Source organism: Jejuia sp. G7-7, from assembly GCF_055808955.1.
The window spans coordinates 1,003,411-1,029,300 of sequence record NZ_JBVVSZ010000001.1 but is presented as its reverse complement, the minus strand read 5'-3'; the positions used below and the strand labels follow the sequence as shown (position 1 = coordinate 1,029,300).

25 protein-coding genes are annotated in these 25,890 nt (G+C 31.7%); 16 read left to right on the top strand and 9 right to left on the bottom strand.

The features are described 5' to 3' along the window. Positions 1-133: 133 nt before the first annotated feature. Complete coding sequence (locus tag AC0L5U_RS05075) at positions 134-376, bottom strand: hypothetical protein (protein ID WP_473414997.1); 243 nt, start codon at positions 374-376, stop codon at positions 134-136. A gap of 317 nt (positions 377-693) precedes the next feature. Here AC0L5U_RS05075 and AC0L5U_RS05070 point away from each other — a divergent pair, with 317 nt between their 5' ends. From AC0L5U_RS05070 to AC0L5U_RS05055, 4 genes are all read left to right on the top strand, one after another. Next, complete coding sequence (locus AC0L5U_RS05070; protein WP_473414995.1) at positions 694-2,037, top strand: microtubule-binding protein; 1,344 nt, start codon at positions 694-696, stop codon at positions 2,035-2,037. Positions 2,038-2,231: 194 nt separating this feature from the next. Then, positions 2,232-2,519, top strand: a complete 288-nt coding sequence (locus AC0L5U_RS05065) for a hypothetical protein (RefSeq protein ID WP_473414994.1) — start codon at positions 2,232-2,234, stop codon at positions 2,517-2,519. Beyond that, entirely contained in the window at positions 2,516-2,731 is a 216-nt protein-coding gene (locus AC0L5U_RS05060; RefSeq protein ID WP_473414993.1) for a hypothetical protein, read from the top strand. Before AC0L5U_RS05065 ends, AC0L5U_RS05060 begins: the two co-directional genes overlap by 4 nt. 33 nt (positions 2,732-2,764) lie before the next feature. After that, positions 2,765-3,829, top strand: a complete 1,065-nt coding sequence (locus tag AC0L5U_RS05055) for a hypothetical protein (protein WP_473414992.1) — start codon at positions 2,765-2,767, stop codon at positions 3,827-3,829. Positions 3,830-3,837: 8 nt separating this feature from the next. Here AC0L5U_RS05055 and AC0L5U_RS05050 read toward each other — a convergent pair whose 3' ends face one another. Both AC0L5U_RS05050 and AC0L5U_RS05045 read right to left on the bottom strand, forming a co-directional pair. Beyond that, on the bottom strand, positions 3,838-4,479 hold the full coding sequence (locus AC0L5U_RS05050; protein WP_473414990.1) for a T9SS type A sorting domain-containing protein: 642 nt from the start codon (positions 4,477-4,479) through the stop codon (positions 3,838-3,840). Positions 4,480-4,489: 10 nt separating this feature from the next. Next, on the bottom strand, positions 4,490-7,318 hold the full coding sequence (locus tag AC0L5U_RS05045; RefSeq protein ID WP_473414989.1) for a hypothetical protein: 2,829 nt from the start codon (positions 7,316-7,318) through the stop codon (positions 4,490-4,492). 539 nt (positions 7,319-7,857) lie between these two features. Here AC0L5U_RS05045 and AC0L5U_RS05040 point away from each other — a divergent pair. The 10 genes from AC0L5U_RS05040 to AC0L5U_RS04995 all read left to right on the top strand — a co-directional run bounded on the left by AC0L5U_RS05040 (position 7,858) and on the right by AC0L5U_RS04995 (position 18,498). Then, positions 7,858-9,819, top strand: a complete 1,962-nt coding sequence (locus AC0L5U_RS05040) for an AAA family ATPase (protein ID WP_473414988.1) — start codon at positions 7,858-7,860, stop codon at positions 9,817-9,819. Next, positions 9,812-10,396, top strand: coding sequence for an NUDIX domain-containing protein (locus AC0L5U_RS05035; RefSeq protein WP_473414987.1), 585 nt, complete (start codon positions 9,812-9,814; stop codon positions 10,394-10,396). The genes AC0L5U_RS05040 and AC0L5U_RS05035 overlap by 8 nt, the downstream gene beginning before the upstream one ends. 93 nt (positions 10,397-10,489) lie before the next feature. After that, the gene (locus AC0L5U_RS05030) at positions 10,490-10,834 is read left to right on the top strand and encodes an RDD family protein (RefSeq protein WP_473414986.1); all 345 of its coding nucleotides are present in this window, start codon (positions 10,490-10,492) and stop codon (positions 10,832-10,834) included. Beyond that, the gene (locus AC0L5U_RS05025; protein WP_473414985.1) at positions 10,835-12,070 is read left to right on the top strand and encodes a DUF6638 family protein; all 1,236 of its coding nucleotides are present in this window, start codon (positions 10,835-10,837) and stop codon (positions 12,068-12,070) included. Positions 12,071-12,115: 45 nt separating this feature from the next. Next, the gene (locus AC0L5U_RS05020; RefSeq protein ID WP_473414984.1) at positions 12,116-12,631 is read left to right on the top strand and encodes a hypothetical protein; all 516 of its coding nucleotides are present in this window, start codon (positions 12,116-12,118) and stop codon (positions 12,629-12,631) included. A gap of 42 nt (positions 12,632-12,673) precedes the next feature. Next, entirely contained in the window at positions 12,674-14,368 is a 1,695-nt protein-coding gene (locus AC0L5U_RS05015; RefSeq protein WP_473414982.1) for a hypothetical protein, read from the top strand. 8 nt (positions 14,369-14,376) lie between these two features. After that, positions 14,377-15,147: a hypothetical protein gene (locus AC0L5U_RS05010; RefSeq protein ID WP_473414981.1), complete on the top strand. Its 771-nt coding sequence runs from the start codon at positions 14,377-14,379 to the stop codon at positions 15,145-15,147. 162 nt (positions 15,148-15,309) lie between these two features. Continuing rightward, the gene (locus AC0L5U_RS05005; protein ID WP_473414980.1) at positions 15,310-16,605 is read left to right on the top strand and encodes an Ig-like domain-containing protein; all 1,296 of its coding nucleotides are present in this window, start codon (positions 15,310-15,312) and stop codon (positions 16,603-16,605) included. Between the two features lie 307 nt (positions 16,606-16,912). Beyond that, complete coding sequence (locus AC0L5U_RS05000; protein ID WP_473414979.1) at positions 16,913-17,797, top strand: chromosome partitioning protein ParA; 885 nt, start codon at positions 16,913-16,915, stop codon at positions 17,795-17,797. A gap of 137 nt (positions 17,798-17,934) precedes the next feature. Then, entirely contained in the window at positions 17,935-18,498 is a 564-nt protein-coding gene (locus tag AC0L5U_RS04995; RefSeq protein ID WP_473414978.1) for a Crp/Fnr family transcriptional regulator, read from the top strand. A gap of 161 nt (positions 18,499-18,659) precedes the next feature. Here the strand turns inward: AC0L5U_RS04995 and fumC are convergent, their stop codons facing one another. Next, positions 18,660-20,057 (bottom strand): class II fumarate hydratase, encoded by a 1,398-nt coding sequence (fumC, locus tag AC0L5U_RS04990; RefSeq protein WP_473414977.1) that lies wholly within the window; start codon positions 20,055-20,057, stop codon positions 18,660-18,662. A 174-nt stretch (positions 20,058-20,231) separates the two neighbouring features. Between fumC and AC0L5U_RS04985 the strand changes: the two genes are divergently transcribed. Further along, positions 20,232-20,873 carry a peroxiredoxin gene (locus AC0L5U_RS04985; protein ID WP_473414976.1) on the top strand — a complete coding sequence of 214 codons (642 nt, stop codon included), beginning with the start codon at positions 20,232-20,234 and terminating at the stop codon, positions 20,871-20,873. A 93-nt stretch (positions 20,874-20,966) separates the two neighbouring features. Continuing rightward, positions 20,967-21,143, top strand: coding sequence for a hypothetical protein (locus tag AC0L5U_RS04980; protein ID WP_473414975.1), 177 nt, complete (start codon positions 20,967-20,969; stop codon positions 21,141-21,143). Between the two features lie 93 nt (positions 21,144-21,236). Here AC0L5U_RS04980 and AC0L5U_RS04975 read toward each other — a convergent pair whose 3' ends face one another. The 5 genes from AC0L5U_RS04975 to prfB all read right to left on the bottom strand — a co-directional run bounded on the left by AC0L5U_RS04975 (position 21,237) and on the right by prfB (position 25,825). Continuing rightward, a complete protein-coding gene (locus AC0L5U_RS04975) occupies positions 21,237-23,315 on the bottom strand; it encodes a TonB-dependent receptor domain-containing protein (RefSeq protein WP_473414974.1) in 2,079 nt (692 codons plus the stop codon). Between the two features lie 17 nt (positions 23,316-23,332). Continuing rightward, on the bottom strand, positions 23,333-23,659 hold the full coding sequence (locus tag AC0L5U_RS04970) for a hypothetical protein (protein WP_473414973.1): 327 nt from the start codon (positions 23,657-23,659) through the stop codon (positions 23,333-23,335). Positions 23,660-23,760: 101 nt separating this feature from the next. Then, the gene (gene arsC, locus AC0L5U_RS04965; protein ID WP_473414971.1) at positions 23,761-24,102 is read right to left on the bottom strand and encodes an arsenate reductase (glutaredoxin); all 342 of its coding nucleotides are present in this window, start codon (positions 24,100-24,102) and stop codon (positions 23,761-23,763) included. Beyond that, the gene (locus tag AC0L5U_RS04960; protein WP_473414970.1) at positions 24,080-24,715 is read right to left on the bottom strand and encodes an HAD family hydrolase; all 636 of its coding nucleotides are present in this window, start codon (positions 24,713-24,715) and stop codon (positions 24,080-24,082) included. The genes arsC and AC0L5U_RS04960 overlap by 23 nt, the downstream gene beginning before the upstream one ends. Further along, a protein-coding gene (gene prfB, locus AC0L5U_RS04955; protein ID WP_473414969.1) for a peptide chain release factor 2 occupies positions 24,715-25,825 on the bottom strand; the annotation gives its coding sequence in 2 pieces (ribosomal slippage) (positions 24,715-25,761 and positions 25,763-25,825; 1,110 coding nt in all). Before prfB ends, AC0L5U_RS04960 begins: the two co-directional genes overlap by 1 nt. Positions 25,826-25,890 lie beyond the last annotated feature (65 nt).

Here is a 25,890-nt window from a genome sequence, read left to right as displayed (position 1 = left end):
CAATATTATCTAGAGTCTTTTTATTAAAATCAAATTCCTTGATATTTTTTTCTTCTATAAAATTATTACATATTAAAAATAATAAAACAAAAGAAGGTAATAAAGAAGATTAGAATTATCGTAAAGTTTACTTTTAGTTATTACCATACATATGTCCGTCGGTAAAATCCTTATAAGCTTTATTGTCTTCATCACTTTGTAGAGAGGGACTGGATTTACTTAATTTATCATTTTCTTTTTTAAGAACATAAGATTTTCTTACACCTAAGATTAAAAGAATTAAGAAAAACACTACAACAATAGATAATATTGTTACGATTTGACTTTGACTTATGAGAATTGGAATAGGTTTAAAAAGTAAACTATGGAGGAGCATTGTAATGAAAGATTTAGGTTAATAGCATTACAAATATAATGCTTTTTATTTACTAATCAACTAAAAATGAAGTCAGTATCTACTATTTTGCTAACATATTTATATATTGATTTCATCTAATCTATTAGAGTTCAAGGGTTTTAGCTCACTTAATTTGATGTATAGTCCTACGTAATAATTGTTTGTTTTTTGTTTTTTGTAACTTTTTGATTAGAAATTATACTGATAAATTAAAGCCAATTAAATTTTAAAAGTCATCTTTTTTAACGAAATTGCTTGTCCATAAAATTGTTCAACTTTAAAACACGAAATATAATATGTCTGATGATTTTGATTTATTAGAAACAAATTCCAATGAAAAAACTGAGAAAGTAGATGTTAATTGGGGTAAAGCCATTGACACTATGAAATCTAAATTGTCTCAAGAGGATGATCCAGAAGTGCGTCAAAAAATATTGAATGCTACTTTGGATGATGTAGTACACATGGCAGAAAAAGACAGAACTACACTTTTAGATGCTATTAAAGATTTAACTGACTATCAAGATGAGGTAGGTATTATATTTGAGAAGTTTTCGGCGTTAAATCCAACAGAGCAAAAAGTTATTGATGATGCTCAAAAAGCATTAGAACGTGCAAAAATCGAATTAGAAGATGCACAAGCAAAACCAGATACGTGGTGGAATAACCTATGGGGGCGTAAGAGCAAAATAGCCAAAGCAGAATCTGCATTAAAAGACGCTGAAAAAGTTAGAGCAGGGGCAGACAATAAAGCCAAAGCTATGTTTCAAGAACGTATTGAAAGCGCAGATGTACAAACACTTTTAAGCGAATTATCATATAAATCTCAAGCAGCAGTTACACGTTTAAAAAATCGTGAGGTAGAGATTAAAGAAGTTGAAGAAAAGCTTAAAGATGCTATTGTAGAAGCTTCAAAAAACCATACTAAAGCTCTAGAGAAAAAGAAGGAAGTAGAGGCGAAGTTAGAAGAGCAATATGCTTTATTAAAACAAGCACGTCAAGAGCTTGAAGATATTGCCGACAAACAATCTGCAGAATATGCTCAAGCCATTGCAAAAGTTACCGAATTAGAGCAAAAAGTAGAAGAACTTGAAGGTCTTAAAAACGCTTATACTACATTAGCTGCCAGTAAGGATAGCTTTGTGCACAAGCACAATTTAACTATAAAAGTGTTAACGTCTTTACGTAGCAATCTGCAAACGCATCGAGCAAAATTAAAGTCAGATACTGAAGAGCGTCTTAAATATTACGATGGTTACGTAGTGGCATTAAAAGCCAGAACCGATCAAGAATTCGCAGCTATTTTAGAGCATTTAGGCGTAAAAACCGATGAGCATATTGGTGAAACTTTAGCGTCTATGCATACAGCAAGTGCCAAAGCACGTCAAGATATGATGGATAATATTCCAGTACACGAGAAAGTGATGCAAGGCGTTTACAGTAGTTATGCCGAGGCTTTACAAGAAATTCGTGCGAAAGATGGCGAGATCCAAAAGAACTTCGCAGAGCGTTACGGTATCGATATGAAAGAGATTTTTGAAGACTATTATAATGCTGATGCCAATGCACCTTCAGGAGACGATGGTGAACCAGCAGGAAAACCAAAACCAGAAGCTAACGACGACGATTTATTGTCTTAAAATAACATGGGCGTTACCCGATGAGAAATCGGGGTCAGGCTTTCCGCTATATCTTTTTTGCTTTTAATGGCAAAAAAGGATGCCGCTTCAATCCTTAACGCGTTTATATTTATGAGTTATGCTAAAGAATTTAATTTCATTCCAACATCAGATTCTACCCCGAATTTCATTTCGGAAATATTGGGTCAGTTAGTATGTGGATTGAATTTCAAAAATCTGATAGCTCCATTTGGAGAGGAAGTTTTGAATGTGGAGAAACAGGAGTTAGAGCAATTATAGAACAAGCCAATAATGAATTTATAATTATTGCATCAGGAAAAGCTTATAGGATTTATAATGAAACTAATTCTTTAAAATCCGAAATTGATTTAGATAGTATTATTTTGGGTACTAAAATTAATGAGAAAGAATGTTTATTAGCTAATTGGATGGGGTTTTTTATTTTGGATTCTGAAGATTGTTTAACTGAAATAAAAAAATGAACTCACTTGATTGGATAAAGATAGAACAAGAAGATGATAATAAAATTGCTGGATTGTTTGATTCATCAAACTATCAATGGGAAACAAAATATTTTGAATTTGATAAACTTACTAAAAAAGTCGAAATAAGAAATAAAAATTACGATAATGAAAATATTTCTCTGTGGCAAAGAACCAAAGCAAGATTTAATTTTAAGAAATTATTGAAATAAGCATTAAAAAATCACTTACCGAATACTAAATAAATGTCAATCAACCACATAGTAACACCTTTAGATTCTGCAATACTCGATTCCAAAGAGCATTATGTATTCTATCATAAAATGGTAGACTTTGCTTTTAAAGAATTAATTGTAGCTGTTCAAAGAGAAGAAATATGTAATGGTATCGAGGTGCAATTGTTTAAACAATATTGCGATTTGTTATTGTATTCTATCGAAGCTATGCGTGTTAAGTACATGTACGATGATGAAGATAATATGAAGGTTGATTTAACAGATTCTGGATTTCCTAATTATCTAGAGTTTAGGTATTTGTTCAACGATTTAGAATTACGCGATGAATATCTTGAACGTTTAACACCAATAGCGACTTTAAAAGATGAGTTTTTAGATTCGCTTATGCGAAAAAAACAACCTGTAAAAAAGAGCAAGCTCTTTCAAGCAGCATCTATAGTCTATTATTCGTCTGTAAATAAACAATACATTTTTAATCGTTTTGTACAAGGTAAAATTTTAGGAGTACCAGAAAACGACGAAGCAGATTTAGTTACAAGCTGGAGTTTTTATGATGTTTCTCATAATCGTCCATTCGTCTGTTTTATGTATTTCAATTATGATGGTAATAAAATAAACGATTACAGAGATGAAATTTATTCGGTTTTAAAAACAGTAGCAGATAGAGATATGTCTTTGGATGCTATGGCGTATACCATTGATAGAAAGCTGCCAAAAGTTTCACCAAAACGTATTAAACGAATTGATTTAGGACCATTACACAATGTTTTCGCAAAAGATGAGCACAAAGTAACACACACTATTCTAGAAAGTATTGGCAAAAAAGAAATTCCTCTAGAATCGTATGCGTTTTCATTGCGAGTTGATGAAGTCAGTTCTAAAAGTGAATTTAAAGAAGGTGGTTTTTTTAGTAAACAAATTCTACAAAAATGGGACGATGTATTTAAACAAAAATACGTTTTAGCACCACATAGAATAATACAATTGCTCTATAACAAAACCCCAGAGATGATGAATAATCTCGCTAAAGCACCTATTGAAATAGCTAGTTTTACAATAGACAAAAGTAAGTAGTCAGCTAATTATCTCTTAATAATCTTTTTAGAAAGGCTTCCTATATCATTTACTATTTTCAAAATATAAACGCCAGATGATAAATTCGACATGTCTAAATTAAATTCACTTCCATTACCAGTTTTATTGGCTTTAAATTCAGTTCCTAAAATATTATAAAGTTTTATTTCAGAATTAACAGGTATGTTTTTTAAAGTAAGCTTGTTTTCAACTGGGTTCGGAGCTATGCTAATTTGATTATTAACATCATCAATAGATAATGCTGAATTATCAAAGATTCTTATTTTGTCTATGTAAAACGTTCCAAATCCAGTTCCTGTAGTATTGTCGTCAATTATTTCTATTTTAAATATGGGATCTACTAATTCACTTGTTGTTGTAAAATCGTGTTTTAAGTCTACCCATTCGTTTTTATTAAATGCAGTTAAATCCCAAGTAAGCTCATAATCGTTATCAAGCGTTGTTGTAAAGCCATTTAAAGTGGAGTTGGAATCTATAAAAACACTTAACTGAATGCTATGTGCTTTATTAGCAGCAAGTGTATAACGAGAACTTGGTACTGTGGGAAAAGAATTAAAAGTATACGTTTGCGAATACCCGAAATTGATGCTTACAGTAAAAATGAATATAAAATATAATGTCTTTTTCATGTCTAAAACTTTAGTAGTAATCACTTGAAAGTGTAATATCAAAAAACTTGAAACCTCCAATAGGAATATCAACATCGATGTTACTGCCGCTATAAGTTTCTGAAGGATCAAGAATGTTTTTTATGTTTGAAACACTAATTTCTGATGCATTTATTTGAACTTTAGCAGTACCTCCGTGTGGATTTAAATAGCCTGTATCAATGAGTGTTAATCGTAAATGCCTTTTATCAGTCTGACAAACTACCCATGCCACATTTCCTGAAATTTTTATAGGTAATAAGTCTGCTGAATTTTCGATATCGGTCTTTATGGTTTCATAATAATTACTGTCAGGATCAAAAGCAGCGGTTTGATTAAAATCAGAATAATACTTTTTTCCATCAGTAAAATATTCTTTAGTTTTTCCTGTGTAGAAAGGATGCATATGATCTTCTATTTTTCCTCTTACAGGTTGTGGTTGTCCATTTGGTACATCTGGAGGTGTTATTAAAACCATCCCGTTTTCATAAGGAGGAATAAAGTTTAATCGTCTTTCTTTTACTCCGGCAGCATATGTTGAAAAATCATAAGGTGTGTTTTTTGCTCCAGGAAATGCTCCATGTAGTCTACCAAAAACAAACTTTTCTTCGCCTGCCGTTTTATCAAAAGCGGTTAAAAACTTTACCGAAGTTGATTTGTATAAATATTGCAAATCTGGATTTACCACACTTAATCTTACAGGAGAAATACTTAATAGCTGATTACGTTCAGGTACATAAATCGCGCCTTTGGCAGTTAATTCTAATACTAATTGCATCCAATCACTTTCAAACGATTCAAAATTATTAAAATGAGTTGCACCACTTGCAAGAGCATAAATAGTATGTCTTAAATAATGATTTCCAGATCTAGCATGACTAAACTGTCTGAGTCTATCATATGATGCATTATCAGGTACGCTTCTAGATCCCCAATCATTTACTGCCCCACTCATCCATACGCCCATTCTTCCTGCAATACTTAATTCCATTGATTTGTCTTGAGTCTCTTCCATAGAAGGAATAAAAACATCTGCAAATTCTCCAGAAATTAATCTATCCCAAGCTGGGTTATGAACATCACCTTGCCAAAACGAATGTTTGGTTCTAATATGCATTTTGGTATTCAGGTTATTATTTTCAATATTATCAGTTATTTCATAAATATAATCATCCATAAAACTTTCAAATTCAGAATCTAAATCTACAATTTCTGGATAAATGAATACTTTCATTTTACTGGTATCAGCAGTCATTATTTCATTTAGTACGGGTTGAGAAAAAGGTGCAGGGTCATTACCGTGGCCACCCCAAAACGAAACACCATGAGGATTTCTGTTTAAAGCATCAATTCTTATTTCTGTTACATTTTTATAATCATCACTACAGATAGAAATATCTGGAATTTCAGTACAATCTAAATAAGTAAATCTACTATCTCTTTTGTTTTGATAGGTTACACTTGAAATATCAGATACTCGATCCCAATTTCTATACCTCTGGTTAAATACGTTTTCTAAAACTCTAGGACCATTTGTTGGATCTATAGCTTCCATACTAGTAATAAAAGATTTTGTTGTGCTACTTGTGTTTTTATTTAACCCTGTTACAAAATAAACATTATTTGGTGTAGTTGGCACCTCATAGCTTGGTCTGGTAAAAGTTGATACTTGTGTTTTTATGTTTTGTACATTTGCTAATAATGCACTTATTTTTCCTGGAGGAACTAAATCTATATAGTTTTGTTCCCAATCTGGATTCATAGTATCAATAACATGTACACAGCTGCCTCCTGACTGACTACCTGCAAATAAAAGTTTTCCAGAAACAGAATCTTTCCATAAATCATTGTAGGCATATGTTGATTGAATACGTCTACTTGACGTTCGGTTTTCATCTTGAATGATGATATCTGAACCAAAAAGTGTTAAGAATACAGGACCAGTTGTAGTATTTACAACTTCAGATTGAGGAACGCGATAACCGTTGACGTTGGTATAACCATTTCCTATTAAATCAACCAAAACACCTTGAATGGGTTGTCCTCCAACAGTTGAATTAGAGGTGTAATTATCAATATCAGGATTTAATGTGAATGCTCCAGATCTATTACGTTGCGTACTATTACCTAAAAGTATTATGGGTTCGTTATTGGAAGGATCGTTAACCAATTTGAAATCACCCACGGGTTTCATAGTACTCAAAGTAATACCTGCGTTAGTTCCTGCTCCTGGTATTTGAATGGGTAAATCTTCTAGAGGTTCAAATTGATAAAACGTACCATTTACTTGCATACTGTTATTAGTGGCAATCATGCCTAAGTGGTCGTTATTCGCATCTTGAGGGATTGGTCTCAAAAAATTAGCGATGTGTGTTTTGTTTGGAAAGAGATTATAAGTTTTATCACCAAAAACGTTAGCATTTGAATAGTTTTTAGAATCAACTTCTTTGTTAAAAGAACCATTAGAATTTAAATAATAAATACTATTATCAAAATTACCACAAGCTATATAAGGAGTGCCATTCTTTTTAACAACGCAAACAGCATACATTGGAGTCACACCACTTATTTGATTAACAGAAAAGGTGTCCCATAATTTAGCACCGTTACTAGAATCTAAACAATATAATTTACCATCAGCGCTAGCTACTAATATTTCATCATTACCGTCGTTATCTAAATCGTAGCAAAAAATGTCGTTATTTCCAACACCAGAAGGTTCGTTGCTATTAGAAGGCTTTAATTCAATATCCCAGAGAATATTACCATTGCTAAAGTCCATTCCTAATACTCTACCATCATAACTGCTGGCAATAATCATGGATTGTCCACTACTTACTGCATTTCTAACTTTTGAAATGGTGTAAGGTGTAACAAAATTTGTAATAGCGTTAGTAGTTTCATCAAGAGTAAATTTTAAACTTTTACTACCTTGTGTACTTTGCTCGATAGTAGTTGTCCAATTTGCAGGTTGAGAAGTTCCCCATTTTGCTAAATTTCCAGCTGCTTCAAATCCATAGTAAAAATTGTTGTTTTTCTGTTCGCCTAAAGGTTCTGAAGGATTTACAATGTCCTGAGCCGTAAGTGAGAAAAAACATAAGAAACAGAAGCTAAAAAATAATAACTTGAATTGTAGTTTTTAAATTTCATTCGAATAACAATTATTTTAAGCGAAAATACTTTTCTTTAACTTTAAATATGTAATTCTGAGTTTACAATAAGTGTCTCAGAGTAAATTATAAAAAATATATCAAAGAAGTAACAAAAGCTACTCTTTTAATACTAATTTTATAGAGTGATTGAATTTGTTTATTTTTCAATCCTATAAATTGAAAAAATAATTAAAACTAACCAAAGTATATGGAGCACAACTCAACTTTCCCTATAAAATTATCAGAATTAGACATGCTTCGAGACGAGGCGTCTTCATACTTAAAAAGCATACAATGGGAGCAAGGGTCTCGTGCAAAAAATAGAGATAAAAGTGCTAAAGATGAATCTATCTTATTGTATTTGTCTCGCGCCAACAATGGTACTAATACTGCAAGTATTACTTCGGTATCTAAAACCATTTTAGCTTTAAAAAAGCGTTTGTTGCCAGATTCAGTAGCTATTCCTATTTATTTAAACCAAACTTTATATGCGGTTCAAGAGGGGATAACATTGGGTATTTGGATTAAGGATAGCTACTATGATGCTTCGGGTTTATCAAGTTTAAATGAGAATAAATCGGCTTTAGATACTAACGGAAAACGCGAGTTTGAAAGTAAAATGCATACCGCTACAGCGTTTATGTTGTTTGCTCAAGCTTATAAAATATTGCACGATTTAAAACCATTTGCATCAGATGATTTAAGTGTGATGAAGCAAAAGTTTGCAGGTATTCCAGAGGTGTCTATAATGTCTCCAATTAAAGGAATTTCTTGCTGTTTGTTTTATTATGACAAGTATTTAGATCATCCAGAAATTATCAAATCAGATAAAGATGTTGTCGATTTTACAGTAGTTTATTTCGAAGCTTTAATTGATGAGATTCAATTACGAAAAAGAAGTTTAGAATATACTGAAACTATTGAAGACAGAACGTATAAGTTAGAAAAATCGGAGTTTGCAGTTTCAGGTTGGAATAACGTATTTCAAGGTACAGCAAAAAGTGTAGAATTTAATAAAATTCAATTTGAACAAATTGTTGGTAATCGTGATGCAAAACATTTTGCACGTCGTTTAACAGAACGTATGTTAAGCTACGATTTTACTGCTAAGAAAAATCCGTTTCAAGAACTAGGTGGTTTTATGCCTGTGTTTATGGGCTATGGCATTCCTGGTACAGGAAAAAGTATGTTGATTGCAGCTATAGCAACAAGATTAAAAGAACATTGTGATACTTTAGATATTCCTTTTTTGTTTCACCCTATGCCAGATACCTTAATTTCAACATTTCAAGGTGGTTCAGCTGAAAAAATGGTGGAGTGGATGAAACCGATGCAAGATCCTTCAAAATTAATTTTTGCACCTATTGATGATGCTGAAAATAACTTACAAGAAAGAACTGCTCAAGGTGTTTCGGCTGGTGTAAAGGAGGTTATTGGTGTGTTTTTACGATATACTGAAGGTGCTTATGCTGTAAATTACGGAAACAGTTCTATAGGATTATTTACAAACCTACCAGAAATGTTAGATAAAGCTGTGATTTCTCGTGTGCAAGGGCGTTTTAAAATTGATGGAGCAAGAACAGAACATGATTTTCTAGATCAAGATCATTTATGGTGGAGAAAATTAGATGACACCATGCCAGATTTTGTAAATATGCAAGGACCAGAAAATTATAGTTATCTGCAAGATCAAGGGTTAGCAAAAAATATGGGCGATATTTTGAGTAACGTTGATAAACCTACTGAAGCTCGTGTTCATGCCATTTATGATAATGTAGAAAAACATTTTAAAACAAATCAGCATTTGTTTTATGCGAATTTGTATAAAGAAATGCAAGCTGTGTTTCCGTTCTTTTCATCTCGTGATGTTCGTAATATTCAATCGGCTATTTCATTGCGATTAACCGATTTTGATTTGGAAGAAGATTGGTTTGAAAATCCAGAAATCTATTTCAAGCAAGATTATGAAACCAAATTTAATATGCTTCAAGAATTAATGAGAGGTAATATGAAAGGCTTAGATTTCTCAGAGATTAGAAGACAAGAAGTTGTGCGTTATTTAGATAATGTTGCAACTATTGCTGATACAGATTTTAAACGAAAAGTAGATGCTAGAGTGAATCAGTTAAATATAGAAACTGAAGCAAGAAGAACTTTTGAAAATGAGTGATAAGCAAATAAAAAACATACAGAAAAAGTTACTTTCGGACAACTATTATATTCTCAATAGAGTCAATTTTGATTATTTGATGCCTAATGGCAAATGGGTAAACCAAATGCGCGAGGTTTATGATAGAGGAGATGGTGCAGGAATTCTTCTTTATAATAAGGAAAAACAAACTGTTATTTTAACTAAGCAATTTAGAATGCCAACCTATTTGAATGATAATAAAGATGGTATGTTGGTTGAAGTTGCTGCAGGCATGTTGGATAAAGATAACCCTGAAGCTTGTATAATTAGAGAAACTGAAGAAGAAGTTGGTTATAGGTTAAAAGAAGTAAAAAAAGTATATGAAGCCTATTCTTCGCCGGGAGTAATGACAGAGAAAATGCACTTTTTTGTTGGTGAATACACCGATGATATGAAAGTGAATGAAGGTGGTGGTTTAGATTCAGAGCATGAAGATATTGAGGTATTGGAAATTTCTTTTGAAGAAGCTACTAAAATGTTGAATAATGGAGAAATTGTAGATACAAGAACAATTGTATTGTTGCAGTATGCTATAATTCATAAGTTACTTGGTTAGTTTTATGTTTGAAGAATTTGAAGAAAAAACTAAACTTGAGCTTGCTAAAATTCGTTATAGAGTTTTAGCTTTTGTAATTGATTTTTTTGTTTTTTGGTTAATAACTATGGTGGTAGGAATTTTTTTGGCGAGCCAATTGAAAATGAAATTGGAGTTCATTTAAATGGGTTGCCAGCATTATTTATGTTTTTCATAGGTTTTTGTTTATGGCCTGTAAGTGAAGGATTTTTTGGTAAGACCATAGGTAAGGGCTTTTTAAATTTGAAAGTTGTTTCAGATAATTATGAAGATATAGGATTTAAAAAATCATTTGTTAGGTTCTTTTTTGGTTTTATAGATTATATGTTTTTGATGGGTTTAATTATAGCCTGTACAAATAAAAACAAAAAGCGAATAGGAGATATAGTGGCTAAAACTATAGTAATCAAGAGTAAATAAATGAACAAACTAAAACAAGCCAAATTATATAGAAGTGAACTTATTCCAGTAAGCGGAAAACTCGTTGAGCGTTACAATAAATGCTTAGTAAAACTTGGTTTTACAGAAACTAAACTAAAAACGTTTCATATTGATGGTATTGGGTGGAGTCCTGAAGTTGCTAAAGAAAAGGAAGATAATAGCTATCTAAATAATGGAGAAGCTAACCCGCATGGGATTATCATTTCCCCACTTCAAAAAGGAAAACCGGTGTATTTACCGTTTCATACGTTTGATAGAGATATCATGAAATTTGTTTTTAAAATTCATGGCGAAAAAATTAAAGATATCACAAGAGATTGTGCTATTTGTTTAGATTTCGATCAGGGTATTGATGCCTTTTATGACCCCTTAGATGTTTTAAAATACAATAAAATAACTATTAATTTTCACTTGATTGATAGGTTGTGGTATATTCAAAAAGAGCAGTTAGAGCTTGTTAAAACATTCAATACTGGCAATAATTTTATAGATGAAGTATTGCATCAAGAGCTTCTAGATTCAGCTAAGGCTTATGGCGATTTACGAGAGCGTGATTTAAATTTACATCAATTACAATTTGAAACTGATTCATTTTACACCAGAGCATTTGGAGGTGTTTATGTGTTAAGAGATTTTATAAAACCAATAGTTGTTTTTGAGGATGAAACTTGGCATAAAGAATCTATTAAAGATACCAATCATGATGTTTTGATTTATCATATTGAGCAACCTGAACTTATGGATAAACTTCGAGACCATGTGATTATTGAGTATGATTTAGAAAAAGTAGTTGAAACCAAACGTTATGAGCGTATCAAGAAATTTGAAATGGCTCAGCATCTTAAAAAGCCTCAGCATTCAATTAAAGATATTTTAAATGATCCGATATTATTCAAAAGTTATTTGAATAAACTTGATATTAAGGCTAGAAAAAAAGTGATGAGTGTTGAGCGTTATTTGGAGAAGTTAGAAACGAGCAATCAATACAAAATAGCTGATATTGTAGATGAAAAGCTTTTTGAAGCCCTACACCAACCGCATTCTTCATTAGATGCTAAGCATCAAGATTTAATCTGGAAGTTACTCGTTAATATTTCAGAAAAAGACGTTTTATATTGGTATTGGTATGATAAAGAAGCATTTTATGCCAGTTTTAAAACTTGGGATGATTCATTAAAAGACTGGGCAATTGAAACGATTAGTAACAATATTTAATAATTATAGACTAATTTTATAGAAAACAACTTCATATAAAACATCATGACACTAGAACTCATTGTATTTATTGCCGCTATACTTTTCGGAATCTTTTTATATTGGAGAGAATCTAAAGGTAACGGGCTTTACCGATTTTTTAATAAAATAATTAACTCTAAAGAGCTTCAAATGAAGCCTGAAGATAAAACAGGTTTTGTGTATCAGCAAACGTTTTTACTACGATTAGTTTTTGTTGGGTTTCTGTTTTTAATCGGAATAGTAGTAACACGTTTTTTAATTCCTATTGATATTGCAACAATCTCCATTTTTGCATCTATGATAGTGGGAACAATAGCAGGAACATATTTAGCAAATTTTATTTTTAAATCTAGTGAAGTAATTGATGAAAAAAGTGATTCCATTGAGGATATGGTTCAAGATACCATCGAAAAGGGAAAAGACTTTATTGAAGATTTGAAAACCAAAGATGCAGAAGAAGTTGTTGAGCAGGCTAAAGAAACTCCAAAAGTAGAAGAGAAGAGTGCGAGACAACGTTTAAAGGATAAAGGCCTAATGTAACTGTCATTCCGTTATTTGCGGAAATGAAAAATAAAATTATAGATGATAAAAAACTACTGGAATAAAGGAAAAAAGCAAAAAACAATTACCATTATTGTTTCATTAATTTTACTTGTAACATTATTTGTATTACGAGATGATTATCAACCTGCATTACTATTTGTTAGGAAATTTATTTTCATAATTCTCCTAAGTAGTATTGTGCTATTTTTAGGTTTGAGGAAGTTTCGAAAATCAGCAAGTTCTGCAGGACGATTAGCAATTTTAGGACTTTTGGTTGTGTTCTTTGGAGTTTTGTATGTAGTTGGTTGGCACTTTAAAATGTATGATTATATGAAAACATATAATGTTTTTAATCATCTTAATAAAGTTGAAATTGCTGAATTACCCTTAACCCAAAACGAACGTATTCAACCGCTTCGCAATGTATTCTCTATGGCTAATGAAAGTGTAGGAGAGACTAAAGATGTATCACTTCCACATTTAGTTAGAATTGGAGACGAAAATAAATGGACCATGGCCATTCAGCCTACTGAAAAGTACATGTGGCAAGGTATGACTGATAATACCGAAGAGGTTTTTGCAGTATCAAGTACAACACCATTTCCAAGATTTTCAAGCGAAAATAGAATTCCAGTAACCTTTTCAATTGGGGAATCTTTAAAGTTTAGTAGAAACACCTATAATGCCGTAGTACAACGTTTCAACTTTTTCCAATTGTTTACCATGGAACCTAGCGATACGTATTATATGAAAAACGATTCAGGACAATGGGTGCAAGTAGTGAGCTTAATTAAATGGAAGGGTTTTCTATTTCCTTATCCAACTTTTGGAGGAGTTATGGTAGTAGATAATGGAGAACATGATTTTAACGATTATATAGAACGCATTCTCATTGGAAAAGGAACTTACATTAGCCCTGAAAACATGAGAAACCATAAATACTTAACTAGACAAAATACATTAGCAGAAAAAGTGTCAAGACTACAAGCGGAGTCTTTAAAATTTTTAGGCGGGTTTAGCGATCCGTTGCCATGGAATATGGAAACAGCGGTTAAGATTCCTGAAATGCCAAAAGACCAAAACCAACAGCCTTATGTAACAGATTTTGATTTTTCAGATACCGATACAGGTGCTTTTAGTGGCTTGTATCATTGGTTTGGGTTAGAGCCAGTAGGTGATGAGCGCACCAGTTTAAGTTTTAGTGTTTTTGTTCCTGCTGATGGTACTGATAAGTTGTATTATTACAATCACGCTGCTAAAAAACAAGGATACGCTGGTGTTTCTGCTATGCCTTTAAAAGTGAAAGAGTCTAGAAAAGAATATGATTGGACAGCTAACACACCTGTTGAATTTAGACCATACATAAAAGATATTGCTGGCAAAAAACGTATGTTTTTTATGGGTACGGTATCTTCAATTAGCGATACAGATTCTAAACAATTTGATGGTTCTGCAACTCCAGATTTAGTATTGATTGATAGTGAATATCGTGATGTGGTTTGGATAGACGTTAAACATCCAAGTCAATGGAACAAAACCGTCTATGATCAACTTAATGAAGCATGGCGTTCTAGCGAAAAGATTGGTTATTATTTTGTTGAAGAAACTAAAACTATTGATATGGTTCAACAAAGTATAGATACTATACTAAAAATACCTGCTGTTGATGAAAAATCTGAAGAAATTGAAAGACTTCAAAAAAAGATTGATTCTTTAAAAGCTGCTTCAAACTAAGTTGTTTTATGATAATTTCTAGTTTTGACTTTTTTGGCTTAAAATTATATGAACGTTCAAGAATTTCAGAGAAAGTACTTAGCTTAAAGATTGAAGATATCCCATGTGAAAATATCGGTATTTATTTGGTGGGTGAGTATCCAAGATTAAAATATAATAACGTTTCTTTTAGCGAAAAGCAAGAATGGGGCACTTTAGTTTTTGAAACCTTTAGTTTGGCAATTCTTAATTTGGTAAATAATAGAAGAATTGAAATTATTTATTTTAAAGATAAAAAAACATACTTATTCAATGCCTTTAAGATTAATTCAAAAGATTACTATTTTAAAACTCTTAAACCTATAGATGAAAAAACTAATGATTTCTTCTCAGATACTATTATAAACTTCATTAATGTATCACAATCAAAACACAAAGAAAAAAATGATTTGTACAAGATAATACATCTCATTTTAGATAAATATCTAGGTAAGAATGAAGAATATAATAGGCCAGCTAAACAATTATTAATTAAAAATTTAGACTACTATGCTAAAAATTTTAATTGGATTAAAATAAATAAGCAAAAAAAGTTGCTTGGTTTATATAATGATTATCAATTAGAGATTAATGAAATTTATATTCCAAGAATTAAAATGCAACACAATACTATAAAAAGTATGCATCAAAATTTGTGTAATAATAATATTAAGTATTTACATTTTTCGAAAGCGCTAAAGAAATGCTTAGAAGCAGATTTACTGAGAAGGGAGCCTAGTGATGATATTGATGTGGATTAATATCAAAAAGTACTGTTTTTTCTTAGTTAATGGATTTGTTGAGTTTTTTTCTAGTGGTTTTTAAATTTAAAAAAGCCATTTGCTAGTTAAAAAGCAATAAATGATACTTTTAAAATTTCAAGTCTTCATTAATTTTGTATTCATAATGTTTAAATAAAAATTATGTTAAAAGAAAATGCTTTGCAAAAACGAATTATTACTTTATTATTTAGTTCACTATTTATTTTAATAGCAAGTTGTAGTAGCGATGCTAGTACTGAAGAAGATCCAAAAGAGAATCCAGATGATATGCCTACTGCTATAGATGATACTATAGTAGTAGTAGAAAATAGTGTTGCTGGAACTGCAAATCAAAAAAATGTTTCTACTAATGACGATATTGGAGATGATGGTGGAGATGGAGATGATTATAGTTTACTTACAGCTCCATCTAATGGAAGCGTAACTGAGGTTAGTGATGGTGTATTTGAATATATACCTAATGCTAATTTTGATGGAACTGATAGTTTTACTTATACCATTACAGATAAAGATGGAGATACAGATACTGCTAAGGTTACTGTTACTGTAACTAACATTCCAGATGGACCAACCGCTGAAGATTTTAACAATATGAATCCAGATTTCCCGTCATTTACTTCCATAGACGATACAACACCTGATGGTAAAAAGTGGGTTAAGTTTGATGCAATGTCCGATGAGTTTGATACTTGGGATAGTTCTAAGTGGTTCAAATCTACATGGGATTACCCAGTTCCAGTATCAGTTTCTAATTCAGTCCAAAATTCTGGAGTAACAGATGGTAAATTATGGATTAAGCCTACAGTTAATGAGTCAAATGCTGAAGGTAGATGGTTTCAAACGGCAAGAATACATTCTATTGCTGAGACAAAATATCCAATGTATACTGAAGCAAGAATTAAAACTGCTCATATTTCTGCCTATAATACGTATTGGTTAAATAATGGAGATATTAATAATAGGGATGAAATTGACATTATAGAAAATAACTCTAAACCTTCTTGTACTAATTGTGAAGCAGAAGCATTTCCAGCGCAAATGAATTCACAATACTTTCATGCTGATTCAAATAGAAGTCCAGGAACAATTAGGAATTATGGTAATTTCCAAAGATCCAATCTTTTAGATGTAAATCCTCTTAAAAATAAGGGGTGGAATGAAGATTATCATATCTATGGTGCTTGGTGGAAAGATTCAAAAAACATACAATTTTATTTAAACGGAGAGCCAGCAGGAAGTGTAGTTGTAGGAGAAGATAGATCTGGTAGTGTATATGCCGATAGAGAATTCACTAGAGAATTGGAAATTATATTCGATGTTTGGACTAATGCAGCAGGTTGGTTAGGTGGACTTCCTCCAAAATCTGATTTAGCAGATAACACAATTAATACCATGAGAATTGATTGGGTTAGAACATGGAAGCTAGAAGATGAGTAAATATTAAAAATAAATTTTTAGCTATAAGCAGAGTGTAATACTAATACACTCTGTTTTTTATTTCCTGTGTATTTTAATCCTATTTTTATTATTTTCAATTATATTAACAAAATTTTAATTTAAGTGTAAGGCATTGAAAATAATAGAGTTATATTTGTTTAAGCATAGTAGAGATGTGGCAAAACATCTAAAAAATATAATTAAGCGTATATGTTTTTGAAAGATAGAATCAATTGTCTTTTAGCAATTAACATAAATAACTAACTAATAAAATTAGTTAGTATAACTCTAAAAAACACAAATAATTATGGAAAACAACAAAAGTAATACTGGGTTAAAAGTCGCTTTAGGAATAGCATTAGTTTTATTTGTAGCCACCGGTTTTTATACAATGAATTTAAAAGGTGAGAGCGATAAAATTACAAGTGACTTAAATAAGGAAAAGAAAGAGGTTATGAGTGAATTAAGTGCTATGGCAAAACAATACGATGAAGCTATTGGTGAAAATAAAATTGCTAATGAAGACTTGATTTCTGCTAGAGACCGTATTCAAGGGTTAATAGATTCTTTAAGAATTTCTGAAACTAACGTGAAAAGTTTATGGCGTTACAAAACAAAGTATAGTAATCTTAAGAAGGAGATGAATGTGTTGTTGGCTCAAAATGATTCCTTAAAAGTTGAGAATTCATATCTAGCAACGTCATTGGATAGTACTCGTGTTAGGCTAGAAGAGCGTACAATGTTTACAGATTCTTTGTTGGTACAGAATACAGCACTTGCTGAAGTTGTTGAAAATGCTTCAATTTTAAATACTGTTGATTTAAAGGGTTTTGGAGTTATTGAAAGAACTTCTGGGAAATTAATCCCTACTGAAAGAGCTCGTAGAGCAGATAAAATTAGAGTTTGTTTTACAGTTGCAAAAAATCCATTAGTACAAGCAGGAGATCAAGAATTATATGTTCAAGTTATTGACCCAAAAAACAATATATTAGGCGCAAACGAACAAGTAGTTTTTGGGGAAAAAACATTAAATTACAGCATAGTAAGTAAGTTTAACTATGAAAAAAGCAACTTAAACGTTTGTGAGTTTGTTACTGCTAATAGTGATGAAGATTTTGAAAAAGGACGTTATGTAGTTAATGTGTTTAACCAAAAAGACTTAGTGTCTACATCAGAGTTTACACTTAAATAAAGACTATATTAAAGTTAAAAAACCCAAAAGAATTTCTTTTGGGTTTTTTTATACCTTATATTTTACCTTATGAAGATTTTTTTAGCATTAGTAGAACATGTTTTATATTGCGTGTACCAACCAACCACAATCAAACCATGTTAAAAAGTGAAGACTTTTTAAACTCTTTTGGATACATACCAGAGGAAGTTTTTAATAAGTTAAAAAAAATCTCTCAGTACAAAAGAATTGATGCTAATACCCAAGTTGACAAATTGGGCAAAATACCGTCAAAAATCTATCTTGTTATTTCAGGTGTAATGCGCTGTTACGTTACATCAGAATCAGGAAAAGAATTCAATAAAAGATTCTTTTTTTCGATGGATTTTGCAGGTTCTTTAACTGCATTGATTAGAAAAGCCCCTTCCGAAATAGTTTACGAAACATTAACTGAATGTGAAGTTTATGAAATAGATTTTACTGCTATGAATAAACTTTGTGAAGAGAATATAATAATAAGCAATTTATATACTAGAATTTTAGAAAAGGTTTTTATGCGATATGAAAAAAGACAATTAGAACTTATTTCTATGAATGCATCTCAGCGTTATAAAAAACTAAAAAAAGATATTCCTAACATTGACAAATTAGTACCACAGTACCATATTGCTTCTTATTTAAGTATTACACCTGTTCAACTTAGCCGAATAAGAAAAAACTAAAACAACAATTTAATTAACAAATGTTATCTTTTAAGAATGTTGTTAAGTATATATTTGTAGCGAAGTCTTCTGGATATTTAATATTAGAGGATTAATAGCTAACAACCAACCAAAAAAGCAGGTAATTTATTACCTGCTTTTTTTATATGATTGAGTTGTAGTTATTTTAAACTCCCAACCATTTCTTCTGGTTTTACCCATGCATCATAGTCTTCAGCAGATACGTAACCTAAATTGATGGCTTCTTCTTTTAATGTAGTACCATTTTTATGAGCGGTATTAGCTATTTCAGCAGCCTTATAATATCCTATTTTTGTATTCAATGCCGTAACTAACATTAGCGAATTATTCAATAATTCTTTAATAACGGCACGATTTGGTTCAATACCAACAGCACAATTCACATCAAAACTTACACAAGCATCGCCAATTAATTCAGCAGATTGTAAAATATTTGCAGCCATAAGAGGTTTAAATACATTAAGTTCATAATGCCCTTGAGTACCTCCAACAGAAACAGCTACATCATTACCAATAACTTGAGCACATACCATGGTTAGAGCTTCACATTGTGTTGGATTTACTTTTCCTGGCATAATAGAACTTCCGGGTTCATTAGCAGGAATAATTATTTCTCCGATACCAGAACGTGGTCCAGAAGCCATCATTCTAATATCGTTAGCGATTTTATTTAGAGAAACGGCAAATTGTTTTAACGCGCCGTGAGTTTCAACTATGGCATCATGAGCAGCCAAAGCTTCAAATTTATTTGGTGCAGTTACAAATGGTAGTCCTGTAAATTCTGCAATGTATTCAGCTACACGCTTACTGTAGCCTTTGGGTGTGTTTAAGCCTGTACCAACAGCAGTTCCACCTAAAGCTAATTCACTTAAGTGAGAGAGTGTGTTTTCAAGTGCTTTTAAGCCATGGTCTAGTTGCGCTACATAACCAGAAAGTTCTTGACCAAGTGTTAAAGGCGTTGCATCCATAAGGTGAGTTCTGCCTATTTTTACAACGTCTTTAAAATCTTTAGATTTTCTACTTAATGTATTTCTTAATTGTTTTACTCCTGGAATTGTAGTTTCTACAACTTTTTTATAAGCTGCGATATGCATTCCTGTAGGGAAGGTGTCGTTAGAAGATTGAGACTTGTTTACATCATCATTAGGTTGAATTGTTTTTTCGCCTTCTCCAATAACTTTTCCAGCAATTTGATGCGCTCTATTGGCAATAACTTCATTTACATTCATGTTACTCTGAGTACCAGAACCAGTTTGCCAAATTACAAGCGGGAATTGGTCATTGTGCTTTCCTTCTATGATTTCATCACAAACTTGAGCAATTAAATCACGTTTTTCAATAGCTAAAACTCCAAGTTCACAGTTGGTGTAAGCTGCAGCTTTTTTAAGGTAGGCAAATCCGTAAACAATTTCTAGAGGCATAGAAGCACTAGGCCCAATTTTAAAGTTATTTCTAGAACGTTCGGTTTGCGCTCCCCAAAGTTTATCAGCAGGTACTTTTACCTCGCCCATTGTGTCTTTTTCTATTCTGAAACTCATGATTTGTATGTGTTAAATGTAAGCTGCAAAGTTAATTCTTTTAGAGCTTTTTATATTATGATTTTTGTTAGTTTTTACAACTTCTTTTTAACATTTAAATAACGAATACCATTGGGTAATTAACCTTAAATCTATTAATTTAGTAGGAAATAAAAATTTCAATATAAAAATATTATGGCAACAATTAGATTAGGAGATGAAACTCCAAATTTTACAGCAGAATCTACAGAAGGTACTATCAATTTTCATGAATGGTTAGGAGACGGTTGGGGAATTTTATTTTCGCATCCAGCTGATTACACACCAGTTTGTACCACAGAATTGGGAACAGTAGCAAAATATAAAGATGAATTTGATAAGAGAAATGTAAAAGTAGTAGCATTAAGCGTTGATGGTATTGATTCTCATCATGGATGGATTAAGGATATTAATGAAACTCAAAACACATCGGTTAACTTTCCAATTATAGCAGATGAAGACAGAAAGGTATCTGAATTATATGATATGATTCATCCAAATGCAGATAGTAAATTAACGGTGCGTTCAGTATTTGTTATCGGAAATGATAAAAAAGTAAAGTTAATTATAACATATCCAGCTTCAACAGGAAGAAATTTTGATGAATTATTGCGAGTTATTGATTCATTACAATTAACTGCATATCATAAAGTAGCTACACCTGCAAACTGGAAACAAGGTGATGATGTTGTGGTATCGCCTGCAATTGATACTAAAGATATACCAAGTATGTTTCCAAAAGGACATAAGGTAGTAAAGCCATATTTACGTACAACACCACAGCCAAATTTGGATTAGTTAAAAAATATGTTAATAATTTTTGATTTAGTATTGTAAAATAATTGACTTTATAGTAACTTTGCAACAGATTTTAAAAAGACACTTATTATTATGTTTGACTTTGACCAGTATTTAGGATTTTTAGCATTCTTATCCATTTTAACTTTAGGATTTTGGTTAATGATATTTTTATTAACTTTTGTTATTCCTTATTGGATTGGAGGTTCTTTAATTGAAAGATTAAAAGAAATTAGAGAAGAAAAGAAAGCTAAACGCTTACAGAGTTAGTACATAATTTAATATCATATAAAAAAAGGAAGCAAATTTGCTTCCTTTTTTTATGCACTTATTTTTTATAATTTCAAAATAACATTATTTTATTTACATGTCCATTCCTCCGCCGCCATCATAACCGCCTTGGCGTTCACGTTTTTTCTTCTGATTAAATCGATAGGTAAAAGATAAATTATAAATACGACCACCTCTAAATTGAGCTTCTAGATATGCAGTAAATGTTTCCGCAGTAATATCATTGCTAAAAAATGAAGTGTTAAACATATCCCTAATATTGAATGCTATTGATGCTTTCTCTTTAAATAAATCCTTACTAAATGCAAGATTTGTTGAAAATATGCCTTTTCTATCGTTTTGAGCATCCTTACTTGGACCTCTATAATTTATATTGGTTTGCCAATCTATAGCATATGGTAACGTTAACTTATTACTAAATCTAGCAGTCCATGTAAGATTATTAGCTGATAAGTCTATACCATTAAAAGTACCGTCTCTTTTAAAATTAAAAATATTGAAATCGGTATTTATACGCCATTTTTTTGTAGGATTGTAATTTGCATTAAACTCAAATCCAATACGTTTATCTGTTCCAAGATTTACAGGACCTCTTTCAATAACAGGAAATTCCTCTCCATTTACTATTACGTTTTCTCCAGTTCTTCTACTTACAAAACTCATCACATCGGTAGCATGAGCATAATATACAGAAGTTGATAACGTAACTTTATTAAATCTATTGATATACCCCAATTCTAAGGTACTGGCAAAAGTTGGTATTAGCCCCGGGTTGCCTTGAAATACACTTGTTACACTTGATCGAGAAGGAAAGGGGTTTAACATGAATCCTCTTGGACGTCTTATCCTTCTATTAAACCCTAAACTTATACTTTGCGTTTCAGTAAACTCATAATTCAAATTTACGGTAGGGAATAAGCCAGTAAACTGTTTTCTTTCAAAATCTCCAGATGTAGGTTGGTCTAGGGTTAGTTTCGTATCTTCCAATCTTAGACCCAATAAATAGGAGAACTTTCCAGTTTTACTTCCAAATTGAGTATATAAAGCATTGATGTATTGCTTGAAGTTAAATATGTTGGTAAGATTGGTATTGATAACGAAATCTCCTGAATTAGGATCAAAAAGTGACACTTCAAAATCTGTAGACCTAGTGTCAAAATTACCTCTGTAACCCATTTCAATCTGACTTTTTTCTCCAACAGGCACAACATAATCAGTTTGTAATAAGATATCTGATTGATCTTCTTTTGTAGTAACAATTTCTGAATCTATTCCATTTACATTTATTATCGAGTTTTGATCTTCATTATTGTTTTCATATTGAAAATCAAGTGAAAACTTATGATTTGTTTCTTTAAAATTTTTGGTAAAATTCAACGAGTATTGAATGGTTTTAGAGTCTTCTAACTCAGGGTCTAATCTAAAACTGGTACTTGTTGTATTATTCACTTTATTAAATTGAACGAGATTGTTAACAGAATTATTTTCAGAACTATTATCTCTGTAAACCACGGCTGTTGTTAACGATGCAGAATCGTTGATGTACCATTCAATACCTGTGTTTGTGGTTAAACCTTTTCTAGTCTCCGTCCAATCTCTTCTTTCATCTAAATCAGGCGTGTTAATATCAAAGTATCTTACATCGTTATACCATCTTCCTAGTCTTTCTGTGTAATTATAAGAAGAGGTATTAAAAATATTAATATTCCCAGTTCTATAGTTTATATTTCCAGAAATACCAGCAGCATCGGGATGACCAACATTAGTAGTTATAGAGCCGTTAAGACCTTGTAGTTTGCTACGTCTTAAAATTATATTAAGGATTCCAGCAGTTCCTTCTGCTTCATATCTAGCTGAAGGAGATGTAACTACTTCTACTTTTTCAATAGCATCTGCAGGTAGTTGTCGTAAAGCATCAGTAGAATTTAAACCCACCAAGCCAGATGGTTTCCCGTTTATTAGTATTCTAACATTATCATTTCCTCTTAACGCAACATTACCTTCTGCATCTACAGAAACGGAAGGAACGTTATCTAAAACATCACTAACAGTACCACCACTAACCGTTAAATCTTTTCCAACGTTATAAATCTTTTTATCTAAACGAATTTCAACTGTTGTCTTTTCTGCAATGATTTCAACAGCTTCCAAAGATTCTGTATCTAAATCTAATTCAAAAACACCAATATTTTGTGATTTTGTGATTTTTCGATCTTCAAGAGTAATTGTTTTGAACGAAATGTATTCAATGGAAATATTGTATAGGCCAGTATTAACTGGGATACTAAAATTTCCTTTATATCTGTAATGCCACCAGTAACTATTTTGTTTAAACGTTTGTTAAAAAAAGCAATTGTGGCATATTCTAGAGGTTGTTTCGTTTCTTTATCTAAAACCTTTCCAGTAATTGTAACTTCTTTTTGCTGGGGTTTTTGTGCAATTGCTAAAGAAGAAACTAGGAGTAAAATTATAACAACAAAAGTGGTTTTGCTCATGTCAAGAATTGAGTAAGATTATTTTGACCGCAAAATTAGAGCTAAGTTTAATCGTGTAGGGTTAAATGTTTGTTAAAAAGAGTTATTCTGTAGCAGTCAGTTTATAGAACTGCTAATATATTTTCAGGAGGCCTACCTATAGTTGCTTTATTACCATTAATAACTATTGGACGTTCTATTAATTTAGGGTTTTCAACCATTGCTGTAATAATTTCATCATCAGATAAAGTTTTATTTTTAAAATCAGATTTCCAAATGGCTTCATTCTTTCTAACCAATTCTATAGGTTTGATATTAAGTAGCTTGATAATTTCTTTTAATTCATTCTTTGAAGGAATATCTTCTAGATATTTTATAATTTCAAATTCTTTTCCTGATTTTTCGAGTAAATCTAATCCGCAACGTGATTTGCTACATCTGTTATTGTGATAAATTTTGATCATTATAATTGAATGTTATATTTTTTAATTCTGAAGTTAATTGTTCAGGGTTTTTAAAATGAATGGCATTAATCCCTAGAGTACTAGCAGCTTCAATATTTCTCAAATTGTCATCAATAAAGATTGAGTTTTCAGGTATAATATTGAATCGTTTTAAAGTGATATTAAAAATATCTTTATATGGTTTTCTTGTTTTTTCTTTACCTGAAACCACAATGCCTTCAAACCAATTTAAAAATTCAAATCGTTTTTGGGCAATAGGAAAGGTTTCACTACTCCAATTAGTTAATGCAACAACTTTATAGTTCTCATTTTCAACTAATGTATCAAGAATAGATACAGTACCTTCAATTGCGCCACCAAGCATGTTTTCCCAATCTCCATAATACAGCCTAATGTAATTTTCGTATTCAGGAAATTGTTTTACCAAATCCTCAGTAGCTTGTTGTATGGGATAACCTGCATCTTGGTTTTCGTTCCAATCCATAGTACAGATGTTTTTAAAGAACCAATCCATTTTTTCTCTATTACCATCAAAAGCATCAAGAAAAACATATTCAGGGTTCCAGTCTATTAAAACACCACCTAAGTCAAAAATAATTGTATCAATCTTCATTACAGTTGGTTGTCGTCTTCAATAGTTTGCCCCATTGTCATTAGATACGCTTTTAAAAACGCATCAATATCGCCGTTCATTACAGCATCTACATTCCCAGTTTCATGACCAGTCCTAACATCTTTAACTAATTTATAGGGATGCATCACGTAGTTTCTAATTTGGCTTCCCCATTCAATTTTCATCTTACTAGCTTCAATATCATCGCGTTGTGCCAATTGTTTTTGCAATTCAATTTCATACAATTGAGACTTCAACATTTGCATTGCTCGAGATCTATTATCGTGTTGTGAACGTGTTTCTGAGCATGAAATTTGAATTCCGGTGGGTTTATGCGTTAACTGAACTTTGGTTTCAACTTTATTTACATTTTGTCCACCAGCACCACTAGATCGTGCTGTTGTAATATCAATATCGGCTGGGTTTATGTCAATTTCAATAGTGTCATCAACCAATGGATATACGTAAACAGAAGCAAAACTTGTATGACGTTTGGCATTGCTATCAAAAGGGGAGATGCGTACCAAACGATGCACGCCGTTTTCGCCTTTTAGCCACCCGAAAGCAAAATCGCCTTCTAGCTCTAAAGTTACCGTTTTAATGCCAGCAACATCTCCTTCTTGAAAGTTGAGTTCTTTTACTTTAAAGCCACTTTTTTCGGCAAACATTAAATACATTCGCATGAGCATATTCGCCCAATCGCAACTTTCTGTTCCGCCAGCACCTGCCGTTATTTGTAAAACGGCACTTAAACTGTCTCCCTCTTCAGAAAGCATGTTTCTAAACTCAATATCTTCAAGTAACGAAGATGCTTTATTGTATCTGTTTTCAACATCTTGAGCTGTAGCTTCTTCCTCTTTAAAAAACTCATAAATTACTTCTAAGTCTTCAATTAAGGTTTGTAAATCTTTGTAGTCTTGCACCCATTTTTTCTTGACACGAAGCGTTTTCATAATGGCTTCAGCAGCTTTTGGGTCGTTCCAGAAGTTAGGGTCGAAGGTTTGTTCTTCTTCGTTTTGTATTTCTATAAGTTTGGCATCTATGTCAAAGATAGTGCCTAAGTTTATCGAGGCGGGTATTGAGATCTTTAATTTGATCGGATGTTATCATTCTTTTTCTATTTTAAACAAAAATATGTTTTAAAGTTAGAGATGAAAATTTATTGTGAGTAAATT